We start from the raw sequence: 19,318 nt of genomic DNA on the forward strand, positions 1-19,318 counted from the left end.
GAGCTGTCTCCTTAGACGAGGCCGGTCAGGTAGTAGAGGGCGATGACGAAGAACACCGCCACGGTCTTGATCAGAGTGATCTTGAACACGCCGCCATAGGCTTCGCGGTGGGTAAGGCCGGTGACCGCCAGCAGGGTGATGACCGCGCCGTTATGCGGCAGGGTGTCCATGCCGCCACTGGCCATGGCCGCGACCCGGTGTAGGACTTCCAGTGGGATGCCCGCGCCATTGGCGGCGGCGATGAAGGTGTCGCTCATGGCCGCCAGGGCGATGCTCATGCCGCCCGAGGCGGAACCGGTGATGCCGGCCAGCAGGGTCACGCTCACCGCCTCGTTGATCAACGGATTGGGGATGGCCTTGAGACCCTGGGCGAAGAGCACGAAGCCGGGCAGGGCGGCGATCACCGCGCCAAAGCCGTATTCGGACGCCGTGTTCATCCCGGCCAGCAGCGCGCCGGAGACGGCGGTCTTGCTGCCCTCGGCCAACCGGCCGCGGATGGCGCCGAAGCCGGTCGCCAGCACCAGCAGGATGCCCGCCAGCAGCGCGCCTTCCACCGCCCAGATGCCGGTCAGCTTGGCTACCTCCTGGGTCACCGGCTTGGCCATGCCCGGCAGCGCCAAGTTGTGGTTGGCGCCGTACCAGTCGGGAATCCAGCGGGTCAGCAGGAGGTTGAGCACGCCCACCAGCACCAGCGGCGCCAGGGCCAGCCAGGGGTTGGGCAGCGGCAGGTCGGCGGAGGTCTCCGGCTCGTTGCGCAACGGCACGCTGGCATAGCCTTCGCCGCTGTTGCGAGCCTTGCGCCGGGCGCTGCCAAGATAGGTCAGGCCCACGGCGATGACGAACAGCGAACCGGCCAGGCCCAGCCAGGGCGCGGCCCAGGCAGTGGTCTGGAAGAAGCTGGTGGGGATGATGTTCTGGATCTGCGGCGTGCCGGGCAGGGCATCCATGGTGAAGGAAAAGGCGCCCAGGGCGATGGTGGCCGGGATCAGCCGCTTGGGGATGTCGCTCTGGCGAAACATCTCGGCGGCGAAGGGATAGACGGCGAAGACCACCACGAACAGCGAGACACCGCCATAGGTCAGCAGGGCGCAGACCGCGACGATCACCGGGATGGCCCGTTCGCGACCGAGCAGGCGAATGGCTGCGGCGACGATGGCGCGGGAGAAACCCGACAGCTCGATGAGCTTGCCGAACAGGGCGCCCAGCATGAACACCGGGAAGTAGAGCTTGAGGAAGCCCACCATCTTGTCCATGAACACCCCGGTGAAGGCGGGCGCCACGGCGGACGGATCGGTGAGCAACACGGCGCCGAGGGCGGCGAGAGGGGCGAAGAGGATGACACTGAAACCCCGGTAGGCGGCGAACATCAGCAGCGCCAGGGCGGCGAGTGCGATCAGGACACTCATGGCTTCTCCTAGAGCTTCGCCTGAGGCGAAGCGATTCTTGTTGTTATAGGGCGATACCGAGATCGCCTGAACGCAGGAGCCAGAACCGTGCCAAGTTATTAAGTCTTTGTTTTATCTAGTCTTTTATTTCAGCGATAGACAATCGGAAAAATTTTTTCTCAAAAGCTGGATTGGTAGGTTGGGTTGTGTTGGGCGGAGCGAAGCCCAACATCCGCCCGAGGCCAATAATGTCGTACTTCGACGATAGAGCCGTCTCAACCCAAGCTACAGCCCGGACCCTGTAGGAGCGGCTCATGGCCGCGATAGTCCGCCCATCGCGGCCATGGGCCGCTCCTACAGGGTGTCTCTTTTTATAGAAGTGTCTCAATTGGGAGATGTCAGTCCCAGTGCCACCAGTTTCTTGTACAGCGTAGACCGCCCCAATCCTAGGCGGCGGGCGGCTTCATCCACCTTGCCGCCGCAGGCGGCAAGGGTGTCCTGCAACAGCTCGCGATCGAAGCGCTGGCGGGCTTCGGCATAGGTTTCGCCGCTCTGGCCAGGGATGGATCGACCTGCTGTGACAGGTGCGGGGGCCCCATCCAGCGCCGCGGCCAGGGCCCTCGCATCCAGCTGGCTGTCGTCGCCTAGCAGCACCGCGCGTTCCAGCACATTGCGCAACTCGCGCACGTTGCCGGGCCAGGGTTGGCGCTGCAGCAGCGCCATGCCATCGGCGGTGAGGTCGGGCGTTGACTGTCCGCCAACCTGGGGCAGGCTGTCGAGGATGGCCTCCGCCAGCACCGCCAGGTCGTCCAGTCGCTCACGCAGCGGCGGGATGCGGATCGGCAGCACGTTGAGGCGGTAATAGAGATCGGCGCGAAAACGTCCTTCAGCCACGGCCGCCTCCAGGTCACGCGAGGTAGCAGCGATCATCCGCACGTCACAGGCCAGCACCTCGTTGGAGCCCAGCGGCTCGTACTCCTTTTCCTGCAGCACCCTTAGCAACTTGGCCTGCAAGGCCAGGGGCATGTCGCCGATCTCGTCGAGAAAGAGGGTGCCGCCCTGGGCGATCTGCAATTTGCCTGGACGTGCCCGGCGCTCGGCGCCGGTAAAGGCGCCTGGCGCGGTGCCGAAAAATTCCGCTTCCAGCAGGCTTTCCGGAATGGCGGCGGCATTGATGCTGACGAAGGGTCGCCCCGCGCGTGGCGAGGCGCCGTGGATGGCGTGGGCCAGCAGCTCCTTGCCGGTGCCGGTCTCGCCCAGCAACAGCACCGCTGCTTCGCTGGCCGCGGCGCGGCGGGCGCGACGCTTGACCTCCAGGCTGGCCGGTCCGCTACCAACGAAATGGCCGAAGCCATACTTGGCGGTACGCGCGTGCTGCAGCGAACGCCGGGTGGTAGCCAGCTCTTCCTGGATGCGCAGGTAGCGGGTCACCAGGGGCGCCAGCTGCTGCAACTGGTCGAACAGGGCGAAGCCGATGGCGCCGATCAGTTCGCCGTCATCGGTATGGATCGGCAGCCGCATCACCACCAGGGGGCCGCTGCGGGTCTCCAGCATGTCCAGCAGGATCGGCTGACCGTTGCGCGCCACCTCGCGCAGCAGGCTGTGGGGAATGATCTGCTCCACCGGCTGGCCGATGGCGGCGGCGGCATCCGGCAGGCCGAAGTGCTGGGCGTATCTCTGGTTGATCCAGACGATGCGCGCCTCGCGGTCGACGATCACCGTGCCATTGCTGGTCTGCTCGATGATCTCGAACAGCGAGCGGATCGCCCGCTGGCGGATGCCGGCGTAGTCCTCCAGCCCCGGCAGGCCGGCTGGGGTACGGCTCATGGCTTCAGCGCATGGCGCAGCTGGTGCAGCCGCCGCTGGACGATGCGTTCGCGCCGCGCCGCGTCCCAGTCATAGAAGCCCGCGCCACTGCGCACCCCGGTGCGGCCGGCGGCCACCTGGTCTTCCAGCAGCTGCAGTGGCGCCTCGTCTCGCGCCAGGGTCGGCCAGAGGTGGCTGGCGATGTCGCGGAAGGTGTCCAGGCCGCCCATGTCCGCCGCCTCCAGGGGGCCGACCATGGCATAGCGCCGACCCAGGGAGGCGCGCATTACCCGGTCCACCGTCTCGGCATCCGCCGCGCCGCTCTGCACGATGTGCAGGGCCTCGCGCAGCAGGGCGAATTGCAGGCGATTGCCGACGAAGCCGGGAATGGCGCGCTGCAGCACCACGGCTTCCAATTCGGCGGCTTCCAGCAGCTGGCGAACGGACTCCAGGTGCGCGGGCAGGGTGGCTGTGCCGGGTACCAGCTCCACCAGGGGAATGAAGTGTGGCGGATTCCAGAAGTGCGCGATCAGCAGACGCTCGGGATAATGCAGGTGCGCCGCCAGCTCGTCCGGTGGCAGGCCGCTGGTGTTGCTGGCGATCAGGGCGTCGGGGCGCAGCACGGCTTCGAGCTGAGCATAGAGACGATGCTTGAGCTCCAGGCGCTCGGGTACGGCTTCGAACAGCAGGTCGCAGTCGGCGAGATCGGCAAGCTCGGTCGTCGTCGTGAGGCGGCCTATGACTGCCTCGGTGTCCACCGCGATATCCGCTTCTTCCAGCTCGGCGAGCAGGGTGCGCGCGGTGGCCGCGACCTCGGCGAGTCGGCTGGGGTCGACGTCCTGCAGGCGCACGGCATGACCGTGGCGAGCGAGGTGCACGGCGATACCGATGCCCATGAGACCGGAACCCAGGACGGCGAGGCGTGGCGTGGTCATGATCTTTTCCTTGTAAGACGGCCGCGGCAACCGTCTCACACTTGACCGCTCCCGGCCAAGGCACGGGGGCGCTCCCGTGCGCCAAAGCTGGAGGCGCGCCTCTATCATCGTGGCTCTTGCGCACTCCGGGTACGCCTGATGGGCATCGGGGTAGCGGCGCTGGGCTATGGCGTGTTCAATGGCCTGAGTCGTACCGCCGCCCCTGCTTCGCTCTAGGAGATTCACCATGCGCATCCTCAACGCCCGTCTGCGTGACCGCGAAGGCCTGTACGACATCCGCCTCGAAGGCGGACGCATCGCCGCCATCGCCGAGCAGCTGATGCCCCCCGCGGTGGGGCCGGACGACCTCGACGCCGGTGGCAACCTGGTGGTGCCGCCCTTCGTCGAGCCGCACATCCACCTCGATGCCACCCTGACCGCCGGCGAGCCACGCTGGAACATGAGCGGCACCCTGTTCGAAGGCATCGAGTGCTGGGGCGAGCGCAAGGCCACCATCACCCAGGAAGACACCAAGACCCGCGCCAAGCGTACGATCCGCGCCCTGGCGGCCCACGGCATCCAGCACGTGCGCACCCATGTGGATGTCACCGATCCGTCCCTGGCGGCGCTCAAGGCCATGGTGGAGGTGCGCGAGGAAACCGGGCACCTGATCGACCTGCAGATCGTCGCCTTTCCCCAGGAGGGCATCGAGTCCTTCAAGAATGGGCGCGAGCTGATGGAGGAGTCCATCCGCCTGGGCGCCGATGTGGTCGGTGGCATTCCGCATTTCGAATACACCCGCGACCAGGGCGTAAGCTCGGTGAAATTCCTCATGGACCTCGCCGAGCGCACCGGCTGCCTAGTGGACGTCCATTGCGACGAGACCGACGATCCGCATTCCCGCTTTCTCGAGGTGCTGGCCGAAGAGGCGCGTAGCCGCGGCATGGGTTCGCGGGTCACCGCCAGCCACACCACCGCCATGGGCTCCTATGACAACGCCTACTGCGCCAAGCTGTTCCGCCTGCTGACCCACGCCGGCATCAACTTCATCTCCTGCCCGACCGAGAGCATCCACCTGCAGGGCCGCTTCGACAGCTTTCCCAAGCGCCGCGGCGTGACCCGGGTCAACGAGTTGCTGGAGGCCGGCCTCAATGTCTGCTTCGCCCAGGATTCCATCGTCGATCCCTGGTATCCGCTGGGCAACGGCAACATCCTGCGAGTGCTCGAAGCGGGGCTGCACATCTGCCATATGCTCGGCTATCGCAACCTGCAGTCGGCGCTGGATCTGGTCACGGTGAACAGTGCCAAAGCGCTGTGCCTGGGCGACCGTTATGGCCTGGAGGAGGGGCGGCCCGCCAACCTGCTGGTGCTCTCCGCCGATAGCGACTACGAGATGGTCCGCAGCCAGGGCCTGCCGTTGTACTCCATCCGCCACGGCAAGGTGCTGATGCAACGCCGCCCGGCGCAGGTGGAGCTGGCGGATCGGTAGTAGGTGTTGGTCAGGGCGGTCGGGTGGTCCGCCGATGCGGACAGGCTTGTGCCGGTCGCTTGCGATTTTTCAGGACTGGCGAAGATCTGAATCTCACTCGGACAACCCCCTCTCCCTCTGGGAGAGGGCTGGGGTGAGGGCGCGCCCCATACCGAAGTCCCCTGTGGAAAAGGCTGCGCCGTTTTCCACGCTACGGCACTGGGTCTAGGTAGGCGCGGCTGCGACCACGGTAGGTTGGGTTGAGACGGCTCCATCGTCGAAGCCCAACCTTGGCGCTGTTGGACTTCGCTAGCGCTCAACCCAACCTACGAAGACCCATGAGTGATCGGCTGATCGCGGCCATGGGCCGCTCCTACGTGCTGACTCCTGTAGGAGCGGCCCGTGGCCGCGATACCCAATACCATCACCCAAATCGGTGGATCGCCATGGGCGCGCCCAACATTGGCGCTGTTGGGCTTCGCTAGCGCTCAATCCAACCTACGAAGCCCCATGAGTGATCGGCTGATCGCGGCCATGGGCCGCTCCTACGTGCTGACTCCTGTAGGAGCGGCCCATGGCCGCGATACCCAATACCATTACCCAAATCGGCGGATCGCCATGGCCTCGACCAACCTTGGCGCCGTTGGGCTTCGCTGGCGCTCAACCCAACCTATGAAAACCTACCGCCCGCTTTCCGCGAAATCCCGTAGCGCCGCGCCGTCCAGGCGATAGCGCACCCACTCGCCCTGGGCCTTGGCGCCGAGGCTTTCGTAGAAGTCGATGGCCGGGGTGTTCCAGTCCAGCACGCTCCATTCCAGGCGGCCGCAATCATTGGCCACGGCCTCGCGGGCCAGCTCGCGCAGCAGGCCCTTGCCCAGGCCGGTGCCGCGGGCGATCGGGCTCACATAGAGGTCTTCCAGGTAGATGCCGTTGCGGCCCAGCCAGGTGGAATAGCTGTAGAAATACACCGCGTAGCCCACCACCACGCCCTCGTGCTCGGCGACCAGGGCGCGGGTCGGGGTGTCGGGGGCGAAGAGGGTGGCCTCGATCTGCGCCGGGCTGGCCAGCACCTCGTGGACGGCCTTTTCGTAGTCGGCCAGTTCGACGATCAGGGCATGGATACGGGCGGCGTCTTCGCGGCGGGCGGGGCGGATCTGGAGCGTCATGGGGGTCCTTGGCTAGGTCGCGGGGCGACGACGACCTCAGGAGGTAGCCGTCGCCCGGTGGGCTGCCCGGGACAGCATGGCGGCGACCTGCGCGGCCAGCTGGTCCAGGGTGAAGGGCTTGGTCATGAGTTCCATGTTACCACCCAGAAAGGCCGTCCTACTGAGCGCGCCCTCGGCATACCCCGTCAGGAACAGCACCGGCAGCCGTGGTCTGAGCTGCTGGATCACCTCCGCCAGCTGGCGCCCATTCAGGCCCGGCAGGCCGACATCGGTCACCAGCAGGTTCAATTCGGGGATCTGCTCCAGCAGGCGCAGCGCGGTCTTGCCTTCGGCCGCGCTCCAGACGCGATAGCCCAGAGCTTCCAGCGCCTCCTGGTTGACCAGGCGCACGGCGTCGTCGTCTTCCACCAGCAGGATGGTTTCGCCGGCGCCCTGGGCGAATTCCGCCGGCGTTGACCGCTTCGGCTCGGCGTTCTGCTCCGCCGTCGGCAGGTAGACGCAGACCCGGGTGCCGCGCTCGTTGCTGGCGATGGTCAGGCGGCCATTACTCTGCCGGGCGAAGCCATACACCATCGACAGGCCCAGCCCCGTGCCCTGGCCCTGCGGCTTGGTGGTGAAGAAGGGTTCGAGCACCTTGCCCAGCAGCCGCTCCGGGATGCCGGTCCCGGTATCCAGGACCTCGATGCGGACATAGTCTCCCGGCACCAGGGCATCATCCTCGGTCCCCTGTGCGGTAACGGTGACCAGGGAGGTCGCCAGGTTGATGACCCCGCCGTCCGGCATGGCATCGCGGGCGTTGATCACCAGGTTGAGCAGGGCGTTCTCCAGCTGATTGGCGTCGGCCAGGATCCAGGGCAGGTCATCGGCAAGGGCGAGGGTCACCGAGATCTGCTCGCTCACCGTGCGTTGCAGCAGTTCCTGCAACGCCAGGATCAGTTCGTTGGCGCACATGGGCCGGGACTCCAGCGATTGCCGGCGCGAGAACGCCAGCAGCCGCTGGGTGAGCGACGCCGCCCGATGCGCCGAGTGCTGCGCGGCCTCCATGTACCGCTCCAGGCCTTGCAGCTGGTTCTTGCCCTTGATCCGCATCAGATCCAGGGCGCCCAGTACCCCGGTCAGCATGTTGTTGAAGTCATGGGCGATACCGCCAGTGAGCTGGCCGACCGCTTCCATCTTCAACGACTGCCGCAGCTGCTCTTCGGCGCGGCTGCGCTCGGTGGTTTCCCGTTGCAACTCGCTCAGGGTGTGGGCGAGGGTGCGGGTTCGTTCCGCCACCTGGGATTCCAGTTCTTCGTTGAAGCGCCGCAAGGCCAGTTCCGCGCGCTTTTCTTCGCTGATGTCGGCGATCACCGTGGTCGCGCCGATGATCCGCTGAGCCTCGTCGTGCAAGGGCACCGCGCTGACGCGCAGCCAGGATTCCTCGCCCGCATCGTTGGTGTGATAGAAATCCTGCCCCTTCACCCGCTCGCCCCGCAGGGCCCGCGCCCCGGGGAATTGATCGGGCTGCAGCAGCCGCCCGGCGGTATCCAGGGCGGCCCAGCGCAGCGCCTCCTCAGGCTGCCGAGACGGGATCTGCTGGCCGGATACATGCTGCTCATAGAAGGGGTTGCTGACCAGGGTGCGGCCTTCGCTGTCCATGAAGGCCACACCGACCGGCAGGTTCTCCAGCAGCGTCTGCATGCGCTCACGTTCCTGGGCGAGTTCGGTGAGGCGATCGCGCATCTCGAACTGGCGCAGGCGTGAGCGCCATGCGGCCGCGACGCTGCTCAGCAGGGAAGCACCGCTCAGGGGCCGCTCCAGGATCACCAGATTGGTCGCCGCCGCGGGCAGCTGACGGCGCAGGAGATCATTGCCCCGTCCCGAACGCTTGGAGTCCGACGCCAGCAGCACCAGCGGAATGTCCGACCAGGTCGGCTGCCGCTCCAGTGCCCCTGCCAGGGAGGTCATGTCCTGGCGCAGGGCCTCCTCGGTGAAGACGATGATCCCGATGTCGTCGCCGAGCGCTGCCGCCACCTCGTCCAGGGTGGACAGGTAGCGGGTGTGATAGCCCTGGGTGAAGAGCCGCTGCAGGCTGGCTGCGTCACCTCGCAAGGGCGCGCAGATGATGAGTTCGCAGGACGGCGCCGCTGTCTTCGTCAATCGCGCTCTTCCATCAGGGGCTGTTTGGCACCGAAATACTCCGGCGTACCGGTCAGCACGCCACGGAAGTCCACCAGGGGCTTGCCGACCCGGATGCCCTTGGTGTCGATGCGCAATTCCCGAATCGCGTCCTCATGACCGCCACCGCGGTGCTTGAGGATGGAAATGGCCTTGCGCAGGCGCCCCTGTGCTTCGAAGAAGCGGATCAGCACCACGGTGTCGGCGATATAGGAGATGTCGAGACTGGACGTCATCGAGCCGACCAGCCCGTGCTGGGGATTGATGAGAAAGGTCACCACCCCGGATTGGCTCAGGTACGAGAGCAGTTCGTGCATCTGCAGGATCAGCTGCTGTTCCTGCGGCATGGCCGCCAGGTAGCCGTTGAGGCTGTCCAACACCAGCATCCGGCAGTCGTCTTCCTCGACATCCCGCCGCACGCGCCAGGCGAACTCGCCCGGAGACAGCTCGGCGGGATCGATCTGGTGGACCACCAGCAGACCCTCCTCGATATAGCGCAGCAGCGGCATGCCCATGCTGTCCGCGCGCTTGAGCAGGGTGCCGATGCGCTCGTCGAACTCATAGACGGCGCACCTCTCGCCCCGCGCGCAGGCCGCCATCACGAACTGCAGGGCGAGGGTGGTCTTGCCCGTACCGGCCGGGCCGGTGATCAGGGTGCTGGTGCCGCGCAAGGGACCGCCGTGCAACAGGGCGTCCATGTCGTCGATATTGCTGGGTACCGGCTCGCCGGCGAAATCCTGGTAGCGTCCCGCCGCGATCATGCGCGGATAGACCTCCAGGCCACCGCGGCGGATGGTGAAATCGTGATAGCCGGCGATGAAGTCCACGCCGCGCAGTTTCTGGACCTGCAGGCGTCGGCGTGCGGCGCCGAAGTCCAGGGTCAGGCGCTCCAGGGTCAACACCCCGTGGCAGAGGCTGTGCAGATGGTTGTCGCGTGCGCCGCCGCTGGTGGTCAGATCGTCCACCAGCAGGACGGTGAGGCCACGCCCGGCGAAGAACTGCTTGAGCGCCAGCACCTGGCGCCGATAACGCAGCGGGTCCTGCGCCAGCAAGCGCATCTCGGAGAGACTGTCGAACACCAGCCGGCTCGGTTTGAGCTCGTCCACGCGAGCCTGGATCAGCCCGATGGTGTCACCCAGCTCGGATTCCCAGGGATGCAGGATGGTCTGCTCCTGCGCGCCGCCCAGTACCGCATCGGCGGCCGACAGCTCGAACAGATCCACGCCGTCCAGGCTCCAGCCATGGGACTCGGCCACGCTCTGCAGTTCTTCACCGGTCTCCGACAGCGTGATGTACAGCACCGACTCGCCTCGGCGCACACCTTCGAAGAGAAACTGCAAGCCCAGGGTCGTCTTGCCCGACCCCGGGGTGCCTTCGAGCAGGTAGAGCCGATCTTTCGGCAAACCGCCGCGCAAGACCCTGTCCAGGCCGGGATTGCCTGTCGCGATAATTGACGGGCTAGGGGAACTCATGGATGACCGGACCTCGCGGCGACGGGAACGAAAGAGGGCGATAACCCCGCCGCGCAGGCGGCTCCTGAGCAGACTCGGGGGCGCGCGATGGCGTGGGGAACCGATGGAGCCACGCCGGCAGGCGGCAGCGCTGGAGGTCGAAGGCGCGATGCGCGCCGAATTAATCGTCAGTCTAATATCGTCGCCTGCCAGAGGCCACACCGGCGGAGGTCGTCGACGCGCCGTCGGTGCTTCCCGGTGCCTTAACGGCACCTCGGGGCGATCAGGCGATGCCGTTCGGCCCATCCAGCACCCGGCGCACCTTGCGCGCCAAATCATTGGGGATATAGGGCTTGGAGATGACATCGAACTCCGATCCGCCGATGTCGGTACGCTCCAGGGAGTTCTCGGCGTAGCCGGTGGTGAGCAGCACCTTCATCTGCGGTTGCAGGCGCTTCACCTCGCGCGCCAGCATGACCCCGTTCATGCCACCGGGCATGATCAGGTCGGTGAACACCAGATCGAAAGGCTGCTCGTTCTCGCGCAGCACACGCAGGGCTTCACTGGCATTGAAGGCGATCTGTGCCGTGTAGCCATAGTCTTCCAGCACCAGCTTGGCCAGCTCGGCGACGTCCGGGCGATCTTCCACCACCAGGATGCGTTCCGTGCCACTGCGCCGCTCCGAGCGCTGCTCCGTCTGCTGATGGGTGACATGGCTGTCATCCACCGGGAAGTAGAGGCGCAGCGTGGTGCCGACGTCCTCTTCCGAATAGATGCGCACCGTGCCACCGGACTGCTTGGCGAAGCCATAGACCATCGATAGCCCCAGGCCCGAGCCCTTGCCTTCTTCCTTGGTGGTGAAGAAGGGGTCCATCACCCGGTCGCGAATGCTGGCCGGCATGCCATGACCGTTGTCGGTGATCGCCAGGCTGACGTAACGGCCGGGCATGAGCCCGTCGTACGACATATTGGCCAGCTCGCGCACCTCGATGTTGCGCGTCTCTATGCCCACGCTCGGCTGCGGGCAATCCAGCAGGGCGTCTCGGGCATTGATCAGGATGTTGAGCAGCGCCACCTCGGCCTGGGTCGGGTCGATCCGGCAATTCCACAGCTCGGGATCCAACTGAGTGCGGATCTCCACATCGCCCAGGGTACGCTCGGCCAGCTCATGGGCGCCACGAACCAGGTTGTTCAGGTTGAGCACCCGGCCTTCGAGCTTCTGCTTGCGCGAAAAGGCCAGCAGCTGCTGGGTGAGGGTACTGGCGCGTTCGGCCGCCGACTTGGCGTGGGTCGCGCTGCGCACGATGCGTTCCTGATCGAAGCTGGGCTTCTCCGCGGTGCGGTGGATGATGTCGATGTAGCCCATCATCACCTGCAGCAGATTGTTGAAGTCATGGGCGATGCCGCCGGTGAGCTGGCCCAGCGCCTCCATCTTCTGCGCCTGGCGCAGGGCATCCTCGGCATCGCGGCGGCGACTGACATCCAGCTGGGAGGCGAAGAAATAGGTCAGCTCGCCCGCGTCGTTGTACACCGGCGAAACGAACAGCGCGTTCCAGAAGGTCGAGCCGTCCTTGCGATAGTTGATGATCTCCACCGAGATCTCGCGTTCCTGTTCTACCGCCTCGCGAAGGGAGTTGACCACCGAACGATCGGTTTCCGGGCCCTGCAGGAAGCGGCAGTTGCGCCCGAGCAGTTCTTCCACCAGGTAGCCGGTCATGTCAGTGAAGGCGTTGTTGGCGAAGATGATCGGATTGTCCGGCTGGTTGGGATCGGTGATCAGCATCGGCATCCGCGTGGTTTCCACCGCGGCGAAGAAGATGTTCTTGCCCTCGTGCGAAACATCACTCGTCGCGGAGTTGTCGACCCGCGCCTTGCGGGATGGGGGCATTTGGCTCACGGGGGCGGGGTCCTTGGAGAGGCAGAAGGGGCGTCAAGCCCTCAGACAGCCAAGCGGCGCAAAAACTTCATCGGCGTCGCGCTTGAGGCCGTCTGGCGCGGTCGTCAGCCGGGCTGAAACCCAGGCAGGGCGCGGCTTTGGCGGCCATTTGCCAGCGTACCGCTCACCCGCTTCAGGTGACCGTTAAGGAAGTTTGTGGAGAACCTCTCACCCGGACGATGTCTGACCTGCCATGAAGCCAAGAAGCCTTGATATACAAAGACAAATTCTTGTCCTGGAGGATGATCCGAGGCAGCGCGAGCTGCTGACCGAAATCCTCACCGAACAAGGCCTGAACGTCGTGGCTGTGGCTTCCAGCGATGACGCCCTGGCGCACATGGATACCCGCGGCAGCGACACCAAGCTGGTCATCGCCGACGTGAACGTGCCGGGGATGTTGGATGGCCTGGCCTTCGCGCAGTTGGCCGCGGCCAGCTGGCCCACGGTGCCCTTCATCATTATCTCCGGCTACATCGATCAGGACCTCGCCATCCTGCCGCGTCGCGCCGCCTTCCTGCCCAAACCCTGGGGCGTGGACGATCTCTGTCAACTGGTCGAGAACCTGCTGCCGCGCCGCTAGTCCTGAGAGGCGAAAGCACTCTTTCTCGGCCGCCCCGAGATCCATGACCGGGCTCGACGCCTGGTTCTGCAGCCGGTTCGCCTACCTCTCGTCGGCCATCCAGTACCGGGCATGGCGAAATGACATGACATCCGTCGGCTAGCGTTCCCACCTGGGAACCAAATGCCCCGAACGCTATCAATGTGCCATCTATTTTCGACTGGCAAGGAGCGCTTCATGGACGCAGTCATCACCCAGATTTCTCAGATCTCCGATTGGGAATTTCTCATTGCGCTGGAGCGCAGCCTGGAAAGTCGCGGTCGTCTGGATCTCACCGCCAGCAACGCCCTCGAACGCCAGGGTCAGCTGTTGTCGCGCCGCTACCTCTTGCAGAAGGGCAAGCTCGGCAACGGTCCCTTCACCCCGGTCGAAGACGAGATCCTTCAGGTGCTGGCCACCGCCACCGCCGCCCTGCGCCGCAGCCGTCGCATGCCCCACAACATCGTCAAGAGCCTGCGCGCGGGCGGTCTGATCGAGGCCGTCGAACGCAACGTCTGCCACGCCGGTGCCCTGCAGTGCCGCACCGACTTCGAAGCCGACGGCATTCCGCGCGGCACCCTGGAGCGCATCGTCGACCGCTATCCCCAGGCCTTCGAACTGGAAGCCCGCCGCGCCGCCGCCCGTTACATGGCCGAGAACGAGCCCGCCTTCCGCGCCGCCGGTTGAGCCCCTCAGGCCGCCTGCGGGCGGCCGTCTCCTGGTGTGCAAGGTTGATCGCCAAGCGCTGGTCCGGGCTATCGCTTCGTGCCAATGGTGTAATAAGTGTCGTTAGGCTCCCCGCCAACAGCACGCTCGCCTTCACCCTGCGTTCCGCGCCGCTCACCGTCACTCCGCATCTGGATATCCTGCTGGATCCTGCGCACCGTCGTTAACAACCGCGCCTAAGAATGCGTGTTGGCCTCAGGGATAAACGCAAGTTGGCTGCTCTGGGGAGTGGCCGTGGATTCCGGCATGACCACGTTGCTTGCGGCGCCCGAGTTGCCTATAAGCTGCTTAGTTATGGCGGCGCTGCCTATCGCCCTTGGCTAGCCCTCAATTTGCTACTGCGCGCCTGCGCACGGCCCTTGTCCCACGGCAGGCGAGATTGGCAAGGCGTCAACTGGCTCGATAAGGCTTGCGCGGCACAAGGTTGGCATCTCCTACCTGCCCCTTTCTTGTCCCACGCTATTCCCCAGGGCCAATTCCCAACCGCTTGGACGTTCGGTTTGCTACCCATCCACGTCGTGCTGAGCCTGCTTTGGTCCATAACTCGGATCTGTACCACCTACACCCTGAGTGAGATGCTGGGGCTAGCCGTGCTGATCCGCTGGCTGGGTCGGATAAAAAGCAAGATCCCTCTACTGTTTGTGACAAGGGGCATTGGATCAGCAGGTAGAGGAGGCGAGGGTTTCCGCTGAGAAAATAGAAATGTGCTGTCAAAGTCGCCGTGTCTGCGCAGCTGGTTGAATAGGTGCTTGCTGTCGCTTCCCCCATGCTCAGCCTCGTTGCCTATAAGGCATCCATAGCCCACTTTTTTCCAATTCTCTGGCATACCTCGCTCCATGTGCTTTAGTTAAGGGCGAGCGAGATTAAAAGCCGCCTATTGAGGCTAAGCTAATTTCTGCATAAGTAGCATAGGTGAGCGTCGAAGAAGATTTTCTGCTTCTATAGGCGAAGGCTCATTGAAGAGCCGACCAAAGGCTCAGTTTAGGCGTCGGCCGGTATCAATATATAGTGCAGGGAGCGAAAGCTCTGCCGATACTGATTATACCTGTAACTCAAAGGATGGACTCATGGAATTTGAAGAGAAGCTAGCCAGCCTCGCTGCCAAAATTCGACAACAGAAAGCTGCAATTCAAACGGAAGAAGCTACGAAAACAGCGTTCGTTATGCCCTTCATTCAAAACGTTCTCGGTTATGACGTATTTGATCCGTTAGAAGTAGTCCCGGAATTTGTCTGTGACGTTGGGACGAAAAAGGGTGAAAAGATCGACTATGCCATATTTAAGGATGGCCAGGTTCAGATTCTTATCGAAAGTAAGAAGGTTGGTGAGTCACTTAATATAAATTACGCCAGTCAGTTATTTCGCTATTTTCATGTTACGACAGCACGCATATCTATCCTAACTAACGGGCAAGTTTATAGGTTTTTTACCGACTTGGAAGCCTCGAACAAAAGGACGAGAAGCCGTTCCTTGAGTTCGATATGTTGGACATAGACGATCATGTTGTTCCTGAGCTTCAAAAGCTTACCAAATCCGCTTTCGATGTGGAGTCTATAATCAGTGCTGCAGGCGAGCTGAAGTATGTAGGGCAAATCAAGCGCGAGCTTCATTCACAGTTCCAACAGCCTGATGAAGACTTTGTAAGATTTTTCGCATCTCGCGTGTATGAAGGTACCATAACACAAAAGGTAAGAGAGCAATTTGCTCAGCTGACACGTAAGGCGACTGTCCAATTTCTAAGCGATCAGGTGAATGATCGTCTGAAGTCAGCTATTACCGGTAATGCTCAGCCTGTAATAGTTAGCCAGGTTTTGAATGCCAACGCGCCTTCAGGTTTGGAAAGCCAGGTTGATGTGGTAGAAAAAGATCTTGTTGTCACTACTGTGGAAGAGATCGAAGGATTTAATGTCATAAAGGCTATTATAAGATCTGTCGTCGATGTACGAAGGATAACTGCGAGAGATACGCAGAGCTATTTCGGTATATTGTTGGATGATAACAACCGTAAGCCTGTGGCGCGCCTACACTTTAATCGTTCTCAAAAGTACCTAGAGACCTTTGATGATAATAAGAAGGGGACTCGTCATCCTATATCTTCAGTAGACGACATTTTTGAGTTCTCCGAATTATTGAAGACTACTGCCCTAAATTACGGCGGATAGGCGCGAGACACTAGGGCGCTATAGAGTGTTCCTTGCGCAATCTTTGAGCGCTTACTATAAATAAGTTTGGAATCGGGTTTTTGGTTTAATAAAAAATTTTTATCCTGAATAACTCAGCGGTCTAGCCTAGGTCGCTGAGTTAGTTTTTATAGGTTTTCTGTCCCACTCCAAGGCTCCAGTTATAATAACTTCAACCATCTTTACATCTTGCGTTCTGCTCGAGCCAAATCCCTTCGTGATTCACTTTTCTATGGTTTTGAAGGTCTAGCAATTTTTCTTAAGCGGTATGTGCGTTCACGCTTAAATTTTCCTTTAAGTTGTCTGGCTGTATTTAGGATTCTGAGTTATTTATTGTGGTAATTAGCTCTGATAGTTCATTATGATCTAGATAAATAGCAAGCATTTCTGTGTCGCCGTCCTCTGTAGGAAGTCCCCAATTTATTTGGACCTTAGAAGTGAAGCCGCGCCAGTCATGTATAAGTAGCCAGTCTCTTATTAGGCCGTATATGGTTGTACTGTAGTTTATTCCCAAAGCTTTTTCGGCGTAGCCTTCTGGAATTATCGAGGCCAAGTCTTTTAAGTTCTGAATGCCATACGTGACTAATTCAGTTACCAAATCTTCCAAGTAATTAGTGCTTATTTTCTCAAGTGTGAAACCATTTTTATCTACCCACTGGTTTACAAAGCTGTCGAGGCTGAATGAATTTATTTCGACATCAAGGTCGCCGATATTGGTTTTTTGGTTGACTTCTGTTATATATTTATCTATCTCCTGAGAGAGACTGTCGAAGCCTTTATCTGCTAGCTCTAGGAGCCCTGCGTATAAATAGAGACTTCTTTCGAGTTCTCTAGGAAGCTTTGCGGAAAGTTTGTAGTTCCTGTCGTGGGCTAACTCTGCCCATGCATGCTGTAGCACGGTTCTGATTTGAAACTCAAATTTAAGGTTAGCCAGATCTCGAAACTCCGGTAGTGTAGCGCGAGTCTCCCCTAAGTCGCAGACAAAATGGTAAGAGCGATAACCGGTTTGATCAACAGATAACATGGTTTCGCGATTTAGTGATTTGCTTGTATCAACATTGAATGCGTCGTTTATGATTTCTGATGCTCTAGAAAGTTGCGATTCGAAATAAAGAATTACTCTTATTCCAGATGGGTCTGTTAGTTGCGTTCTAGGGGTCTTATATCCTTTTCTTTAAATCTTATCTAGCGCGCTTTGCTTTGTTTTAGTTCGTCCAGTTACGGTGAGAAATTCAATTTTTTCTTGCTTTAAAAGACTTTGAGCTAGCGATGGGACAATCTCAGTAAGGCGTTCGTGTCGCGAGATTGCCTCTTCAAGCCAGTTCTCAAAAGCATCATCCATTCTAGGAGCTCCATCTATCAATGCTTGCAAATTTAGCCTAGTTACAAGAACTCTCAGAAATGTATAGCCAAGATTTTTCCTTGGCGCAGAGTTTTGAAGGGTTTTCTTATCTTGGATATCGTCGCGCCGACCAGTACAGGCGTTGTCTCCAGTAACTGCAGGGGCGCAGAAAAAGCGACACATTTAGCCCGCAGGTGTGGCGGGGGGATAGCGGCGCGCGCTGGGGTAAGGAGGCCTCTAGCAGCTAGGGACGGTCGGTTGGGAACGATCCTGCTCGGTTGCTATCACATCGCCACCAAGGACCGGCTTGCAGGGGATTGCTGCCATGGATCGTATCGTTGCTCAGATTTCTCATGTGCTCGACTGGGAATACCTCATTGCGCTTGAGAGTAGTCTCACTGCCCAGGGCCTCATGAATGAGAAAGTCCGGGCTGAGTTGGATCGGCACGGCTTTACCCTTGCCCGACGCTACCTGATCAAGAAAGCCAGGCTCGGCAATGGTCCTTTCTCTGTCGTCGAGGAGGAAATACTGGATGTCCTAGCCGCAGGTGTTGCCACGCTCCGACGCGCAGGGCAGCTGCCGCACGATGTCATCAAAGGCATACGGGCCGGCGGCTTGGTCGGGATGGTGCAACGCCGCGTCTCCCATCCTGGCGACGCTTCTGGGCGTAGCGACTGGCAGATGTTTGGCACGGCCCGAGGTGATTTTGAGGGGATCGTGAATCGCCACCCAGCAGCCTTTGACGCTGAGACGGTCAAGCTGGCGCGGTTCCACGCGGTGTAGCGGCCAGGCGTTGCTCTACAGCTGGAGTGCAAGGCACAGGAAGGCCGCTCTGCGCGGTCTGTCGCTGACCAGGAAAAGATAGGCGTGCTGCTGGCCTCGCTGCAGGAGGGGCCAGGGTGACCAAAGCGAAAAGCCAAACGCCAGAAACGACAAAGCCCGCACTAGGCGGGCCTTGGGGTGATCCTTGCGGATCAAATTGGTCGGAGCGACTGGATTCGAACCAGCGACCTTCTCGTCCCGAACGAGACGCGCTACCAAGCTGCGCTACGCTCCGTAATGGATGGCGCGCATTCTACCTAAAACTCATGCAAGCACAAGGGGTTAGGTAAAAAAATCGCGCCGGGCAGGAATCAGAGCTCTTTAATGGTGCGAACCTGGTCCTTGTTGATGCGGGTCGGCTTGCCGTCGAGCTGCTTGAAGGTATAGAAGCCCGAGTCGTCGTCATACTTCGGCGTGTCGGTGGCCTGGATCTCGCGGCCATCGTTGAGGGTGATGACACTGGGCGTGGAGCAGCCGGCGAGCAGGGCGCTGGCAACGACCAGCAGGGCGGCGGGGAGCAGGTGCTTGTTCATGGGGCAGTCTCCTTTCTTGGCAACCAAGCGGGCTTAGGACCGCGCGTCTGGGGCCGAGTTCGTCCCAGAACCGTCTGGTCACCTGCGCTGGCGCCACGGTTCGCTGCGTTCACCGTGGCTTTTGCAGCGCCGTGGGATCGTTGAAGTTGGCGAGGCGGGCATCGTCCTCGGCGAACTCCACGCCGGTCAGGCCGAGGGGCAGCAGCGCCCCACGCGGGCTGCGTTCGCCCTGGACCCAGGCCTGGCGCAGCGCGGGCAGCAGGTGTCGGGGGAGGGCGGTGAACAGGGGCTGCCAATAGCCGTCCTGGCGCGCCATGACCGGCCCCTGGGTCGCCTGGGCCGCCGTCAGCAGCTGGTGGGCGAGGGGGGCATCGAGACGTGGCGCATCGCAGGGCAGCAGCAGCACCCAGTCATGGCGCGCCACGGCGAGGCCGGCGAGGATGCCGGCCAGGGGGCCCGGAAAGTCCGGCTCTTCATCGGCCACCACCTGGTCCGCCCACTGGGCATAGCGCGCTGCATTGCGATTGCAGGAGATCACCAGATCGTCGGTGAGCGCGCGCACCGCGGCCTGAACATGGGCCACCAGCGGCTGGCCCTGCCACTCCACCAGACCCTTGTCGCGTCCTCCCATGCGCTGCCCACGGCCGCCGGCGAGGATAAGGATGGAGGCGGGCAGGAGTGACATGCAGGGGACCTCGGGTGGGCGGCGCGCTGGCCGGTAGGGAAATCGGGCGCCCATCCTAGCCGAGTTTCGCCAGGGGCCCCGTCAAGAACGCGGGTTGGCCTGGTTCGGGCGCTGGGCTAGACTCGGGCGCGCCCGCTGGAAAGTGGCGT

14 protein-coding genes, 1 tRNA gene and 2 pseudogenes are annotated in these 19,318 nt (G+C 61.9%); 5 read left to right on the plus strand and 12 right to left on the minus strand.

The window, feature by feature from the left end:
• Positions 1 to 11: 11 nt before the first annotated feature.
• From ACWPW1_RS08785 to ACWPW1_RS08795, 3 genes are all read right to left on the minus strand, one after another.
• Positions 12 to 1,406, minus strand: a complete 1,395-nt coding sequence (locus ACWPW1_RS08785; protein WP_454252803.1) for a GntP family permease — start codon at positions 1,404 to 1,406, stop codon at positions 12 to 14.
• A 363-nt stretch (positions 1,407 to 1,769) separates the two neighbouring features.
• Positions 1,770 to 3,212 carry a sigma-54 interaction domain-containing protein gene (locus ACWPW1_RS08790; protein WP_454252804.1) on the minus strand — a complete coding sequence of 481 codons (1,443 nt, stop codon included), beginning with the start codon at positions 3,210 to 3,212 and terminating at the stop codon, positions 1,770 to 1,772.
• Positions 3,209 to 4,126 (minus strand): 3-hydroxyacyl-CoA dehydrogenase family protein, encoded by a 918-nt coding sequence (locus tag ACWPW1_RS08795; RefSeq protein ID WP_454252805.1) that lies wholly within the window; start codon positions 4,124 to 4,126, stop codon positions 3,209 to 3,211. Before ACWPW1_RS08795 ends, ACWPW1_RS08790 begins: the two co-directional genes overlap by 4 nt.
• Before the next feature lie 226 nt (positions 4,127 to 4,352).
• On the opposite strand from ACWPW1_RS08795, the gene codA reads away from it, so the two are divergent.
• The gene (gene codA / locus ACWPW1_RS08800) at positions 4,353 to 5,594 is read left to right on the plus strand and encodes a cytosine deaminase (RefSeq protein ID WP_454252806.1); all 1,242 of its coding nucleotides are present in this window, start codon (positions 4,353 to 4,355) and stop codon (positions 5,592 to 5,594) included.
• 659 nt (positions 5,595 to 6,253) lie between these two features.
• On the opposite strand, the gene ACWPW1_RS08805 is transcribed toward codA, so the two are convergent.
• The 4 genes from ACWPW1_RS08805 to ACWPW1_RS08820 form a co-directional block, all read right to left on the minus strand.
• Positions 6,254 to 6,739, minus strand: a complete 486-nt coding sequence (locus ACWPW1_RS08805; RefSeq protein ID WP_059314360.1) for a GNAT family N-acetyltransferase — start codon at positions 6,737 to 6,739, stop codon at positions 6,254 to 6,256.
• A 36-nt stretch (positions 6,740 to 6,775) separates the two neighbouring features.
• Positions 6,776 to 8,878: an ATP-binding protein gene (locus ACWPW1_RS08810; RefSeq protein ID WP_454252807.1), complete on the minus strand. Its 2,103-nt coding sequence runs from the start codon at positions 8,876 to 8,878 to the stop codon at positions 6,776 to 6,778.
• The gene (locus ACWPW1_RS08815; RefSeq protein WP_454252808.1) at positions 8,875 to 10,368 is read right to left on the minus strand and encodes an ATPase domain-containing protein; all 1,494 of its coding nucleotides are present in this window, start codon (positions 10,366 to 10,368) and stop codon (positions 8,875 to 8,877) included. Before ACWPW1_RS08815 ends, ACWPW1_RS08810 begins: the two co-directional genes overlap by 4 nt.
• 262 nt (positions 10,369 to 10,630) lie before the next feature.
• Entirely contained in the window at positions 10,631 to 12,235 is a 1,605-nt protein-coding gene (locus tag ACWPW1_RS08820) for a histidine kinase famiy protein (protein ID WP_271654444.1), read from the minus strand.
• A 241-nt stretch (positions 12,236 to 12,476) separates the two neighbouring features.
• Here ACWPW1_RS08820 and ACWPW1_RS08825 point away from each other — a divergent pair, with 241 nt between their 5' ends.
• The 3 genes and pseudogenes from ACWPW1_RS08825 to ACWPW1_RS08835 all read left to right on the plus strand — a co-directional run bounded on the left by ACWPW1_RS08825 (position 12,477) and on the right by ACWPW1_RS08835 (position 15,768).
• Positions 12,477 to 12,863: a response regulator gene (locus tag ACWPW1_RS08825; RefSeq protein WP_059314364.1), complete on the plus strand. Its 387-nt coding sequence runs from the start codon at positions 12,477 to 12,479 to the stop codon at positions 12,861 to 12,863.
• Between the two features lie 216 nt (positions 12,864 to 13,079).
• Entirely contained in the window at positions 13,080 to 13,568 is a 489-nt protein-coding gene (locus tag ACWPW1_RS08830; RefSeq protein WP_271654445.1) for a hypothetical protein, read from the plus strand.
• 1,106 nt (positions 13,569 to 14,674) lie between these two features.
• Positions 14,675 to 15,768, plus strand: a pseudogene (locus tag ACWPW1_RS08835) (type I restriction endonuclease).
• Between the two features lie 331 nt (positions 15,769 to 16,099).
• On the opposite strand, the pseudogene ACWPW1_RS08840 reads toward ACWPW1_RS08835, so the two are convergent.
• Positions 16,100 to 16,930: pseudogene (locus tag ACWPW1_RS08840) on the minus strand (GTP pyrophosphokinase); the annotation flags it as partial.
• A gap of 30 nt (positions 16,931 to 16,960) precedes the next feature.
• Positions 16,961 to 17,128, minus strand: coding sequence for a hypothetical protein (locus tag ACWPW1_RS08845; RefSeq protein ID WP_454252809.1), 168 nt, complete (start codon positions 17,126 to 17,128; stop codon positions 16,961 to 16,963).
• 325 nt (positions 17,129 to 17,453) lie between these two features.
• Between ACWPW1_RS08845 and ACWPW1_RS08850 the strand changes: the two genes are divergently transcribed.
• Positions 17,454 to 17,912, plus strand: a complete 459-nt coding sequence (locus tag ACWPW1_RS08850; RefSeq protein WP_454252810.1) for a hypothetical protein — start codon at positions 17,454 to 17,456, stop codon at positions 17,910 to 17,912.
• A 197-nt stretch (positions 17,913 to 18,109) separates the two neighbouring features.
• Here the strand turns inward: ACWPW1_RS08850 and ACWPW1_RS08855 are convergent.
• From ACWPW1_RS08855 to mobA, 3 genes are all read right to left on the minus strand, one after another.
• Positions 18,110 to 18,186: transfer RNA gene (locus tag ACWPW1_RS08855), tRNA-Pro, on the minus strand.
• A gap of 76 nt (positions 18,187 to 18,262) precedes the next feature.
• A complete protein-coding gene (locus ACWPW1_RS08860) occupies positions 18,263 to 18,484 on the minus strand; it encodes a YgdI/YgdR family lipoprotein (RefSeq protein ID WP_059314378.1) in 222 nt (73 codons plus the stop codon).
• 109 nt (positions 18,485 to 18,593) lie between these two features.
• On the minus strand, positions 18,594 to 19,169 hold the full coding sequence (mobA, locus tag ACWPW1_RS08865) for a molybdenum cofactor guanylyltransferase MobA (RefSeq protein WP_434776274.1): 576 nt from the start codon (positions 19,167 to 19,169) through the stop codon (positions 18,594 to 18,596).
• Between the last annotated feature and the right edge of the window lie 149 nt (positions 19,170 to 19,318).

The organism is Pseudomonas sp. Marseille-Q7302, assembly GCF_965111925.1.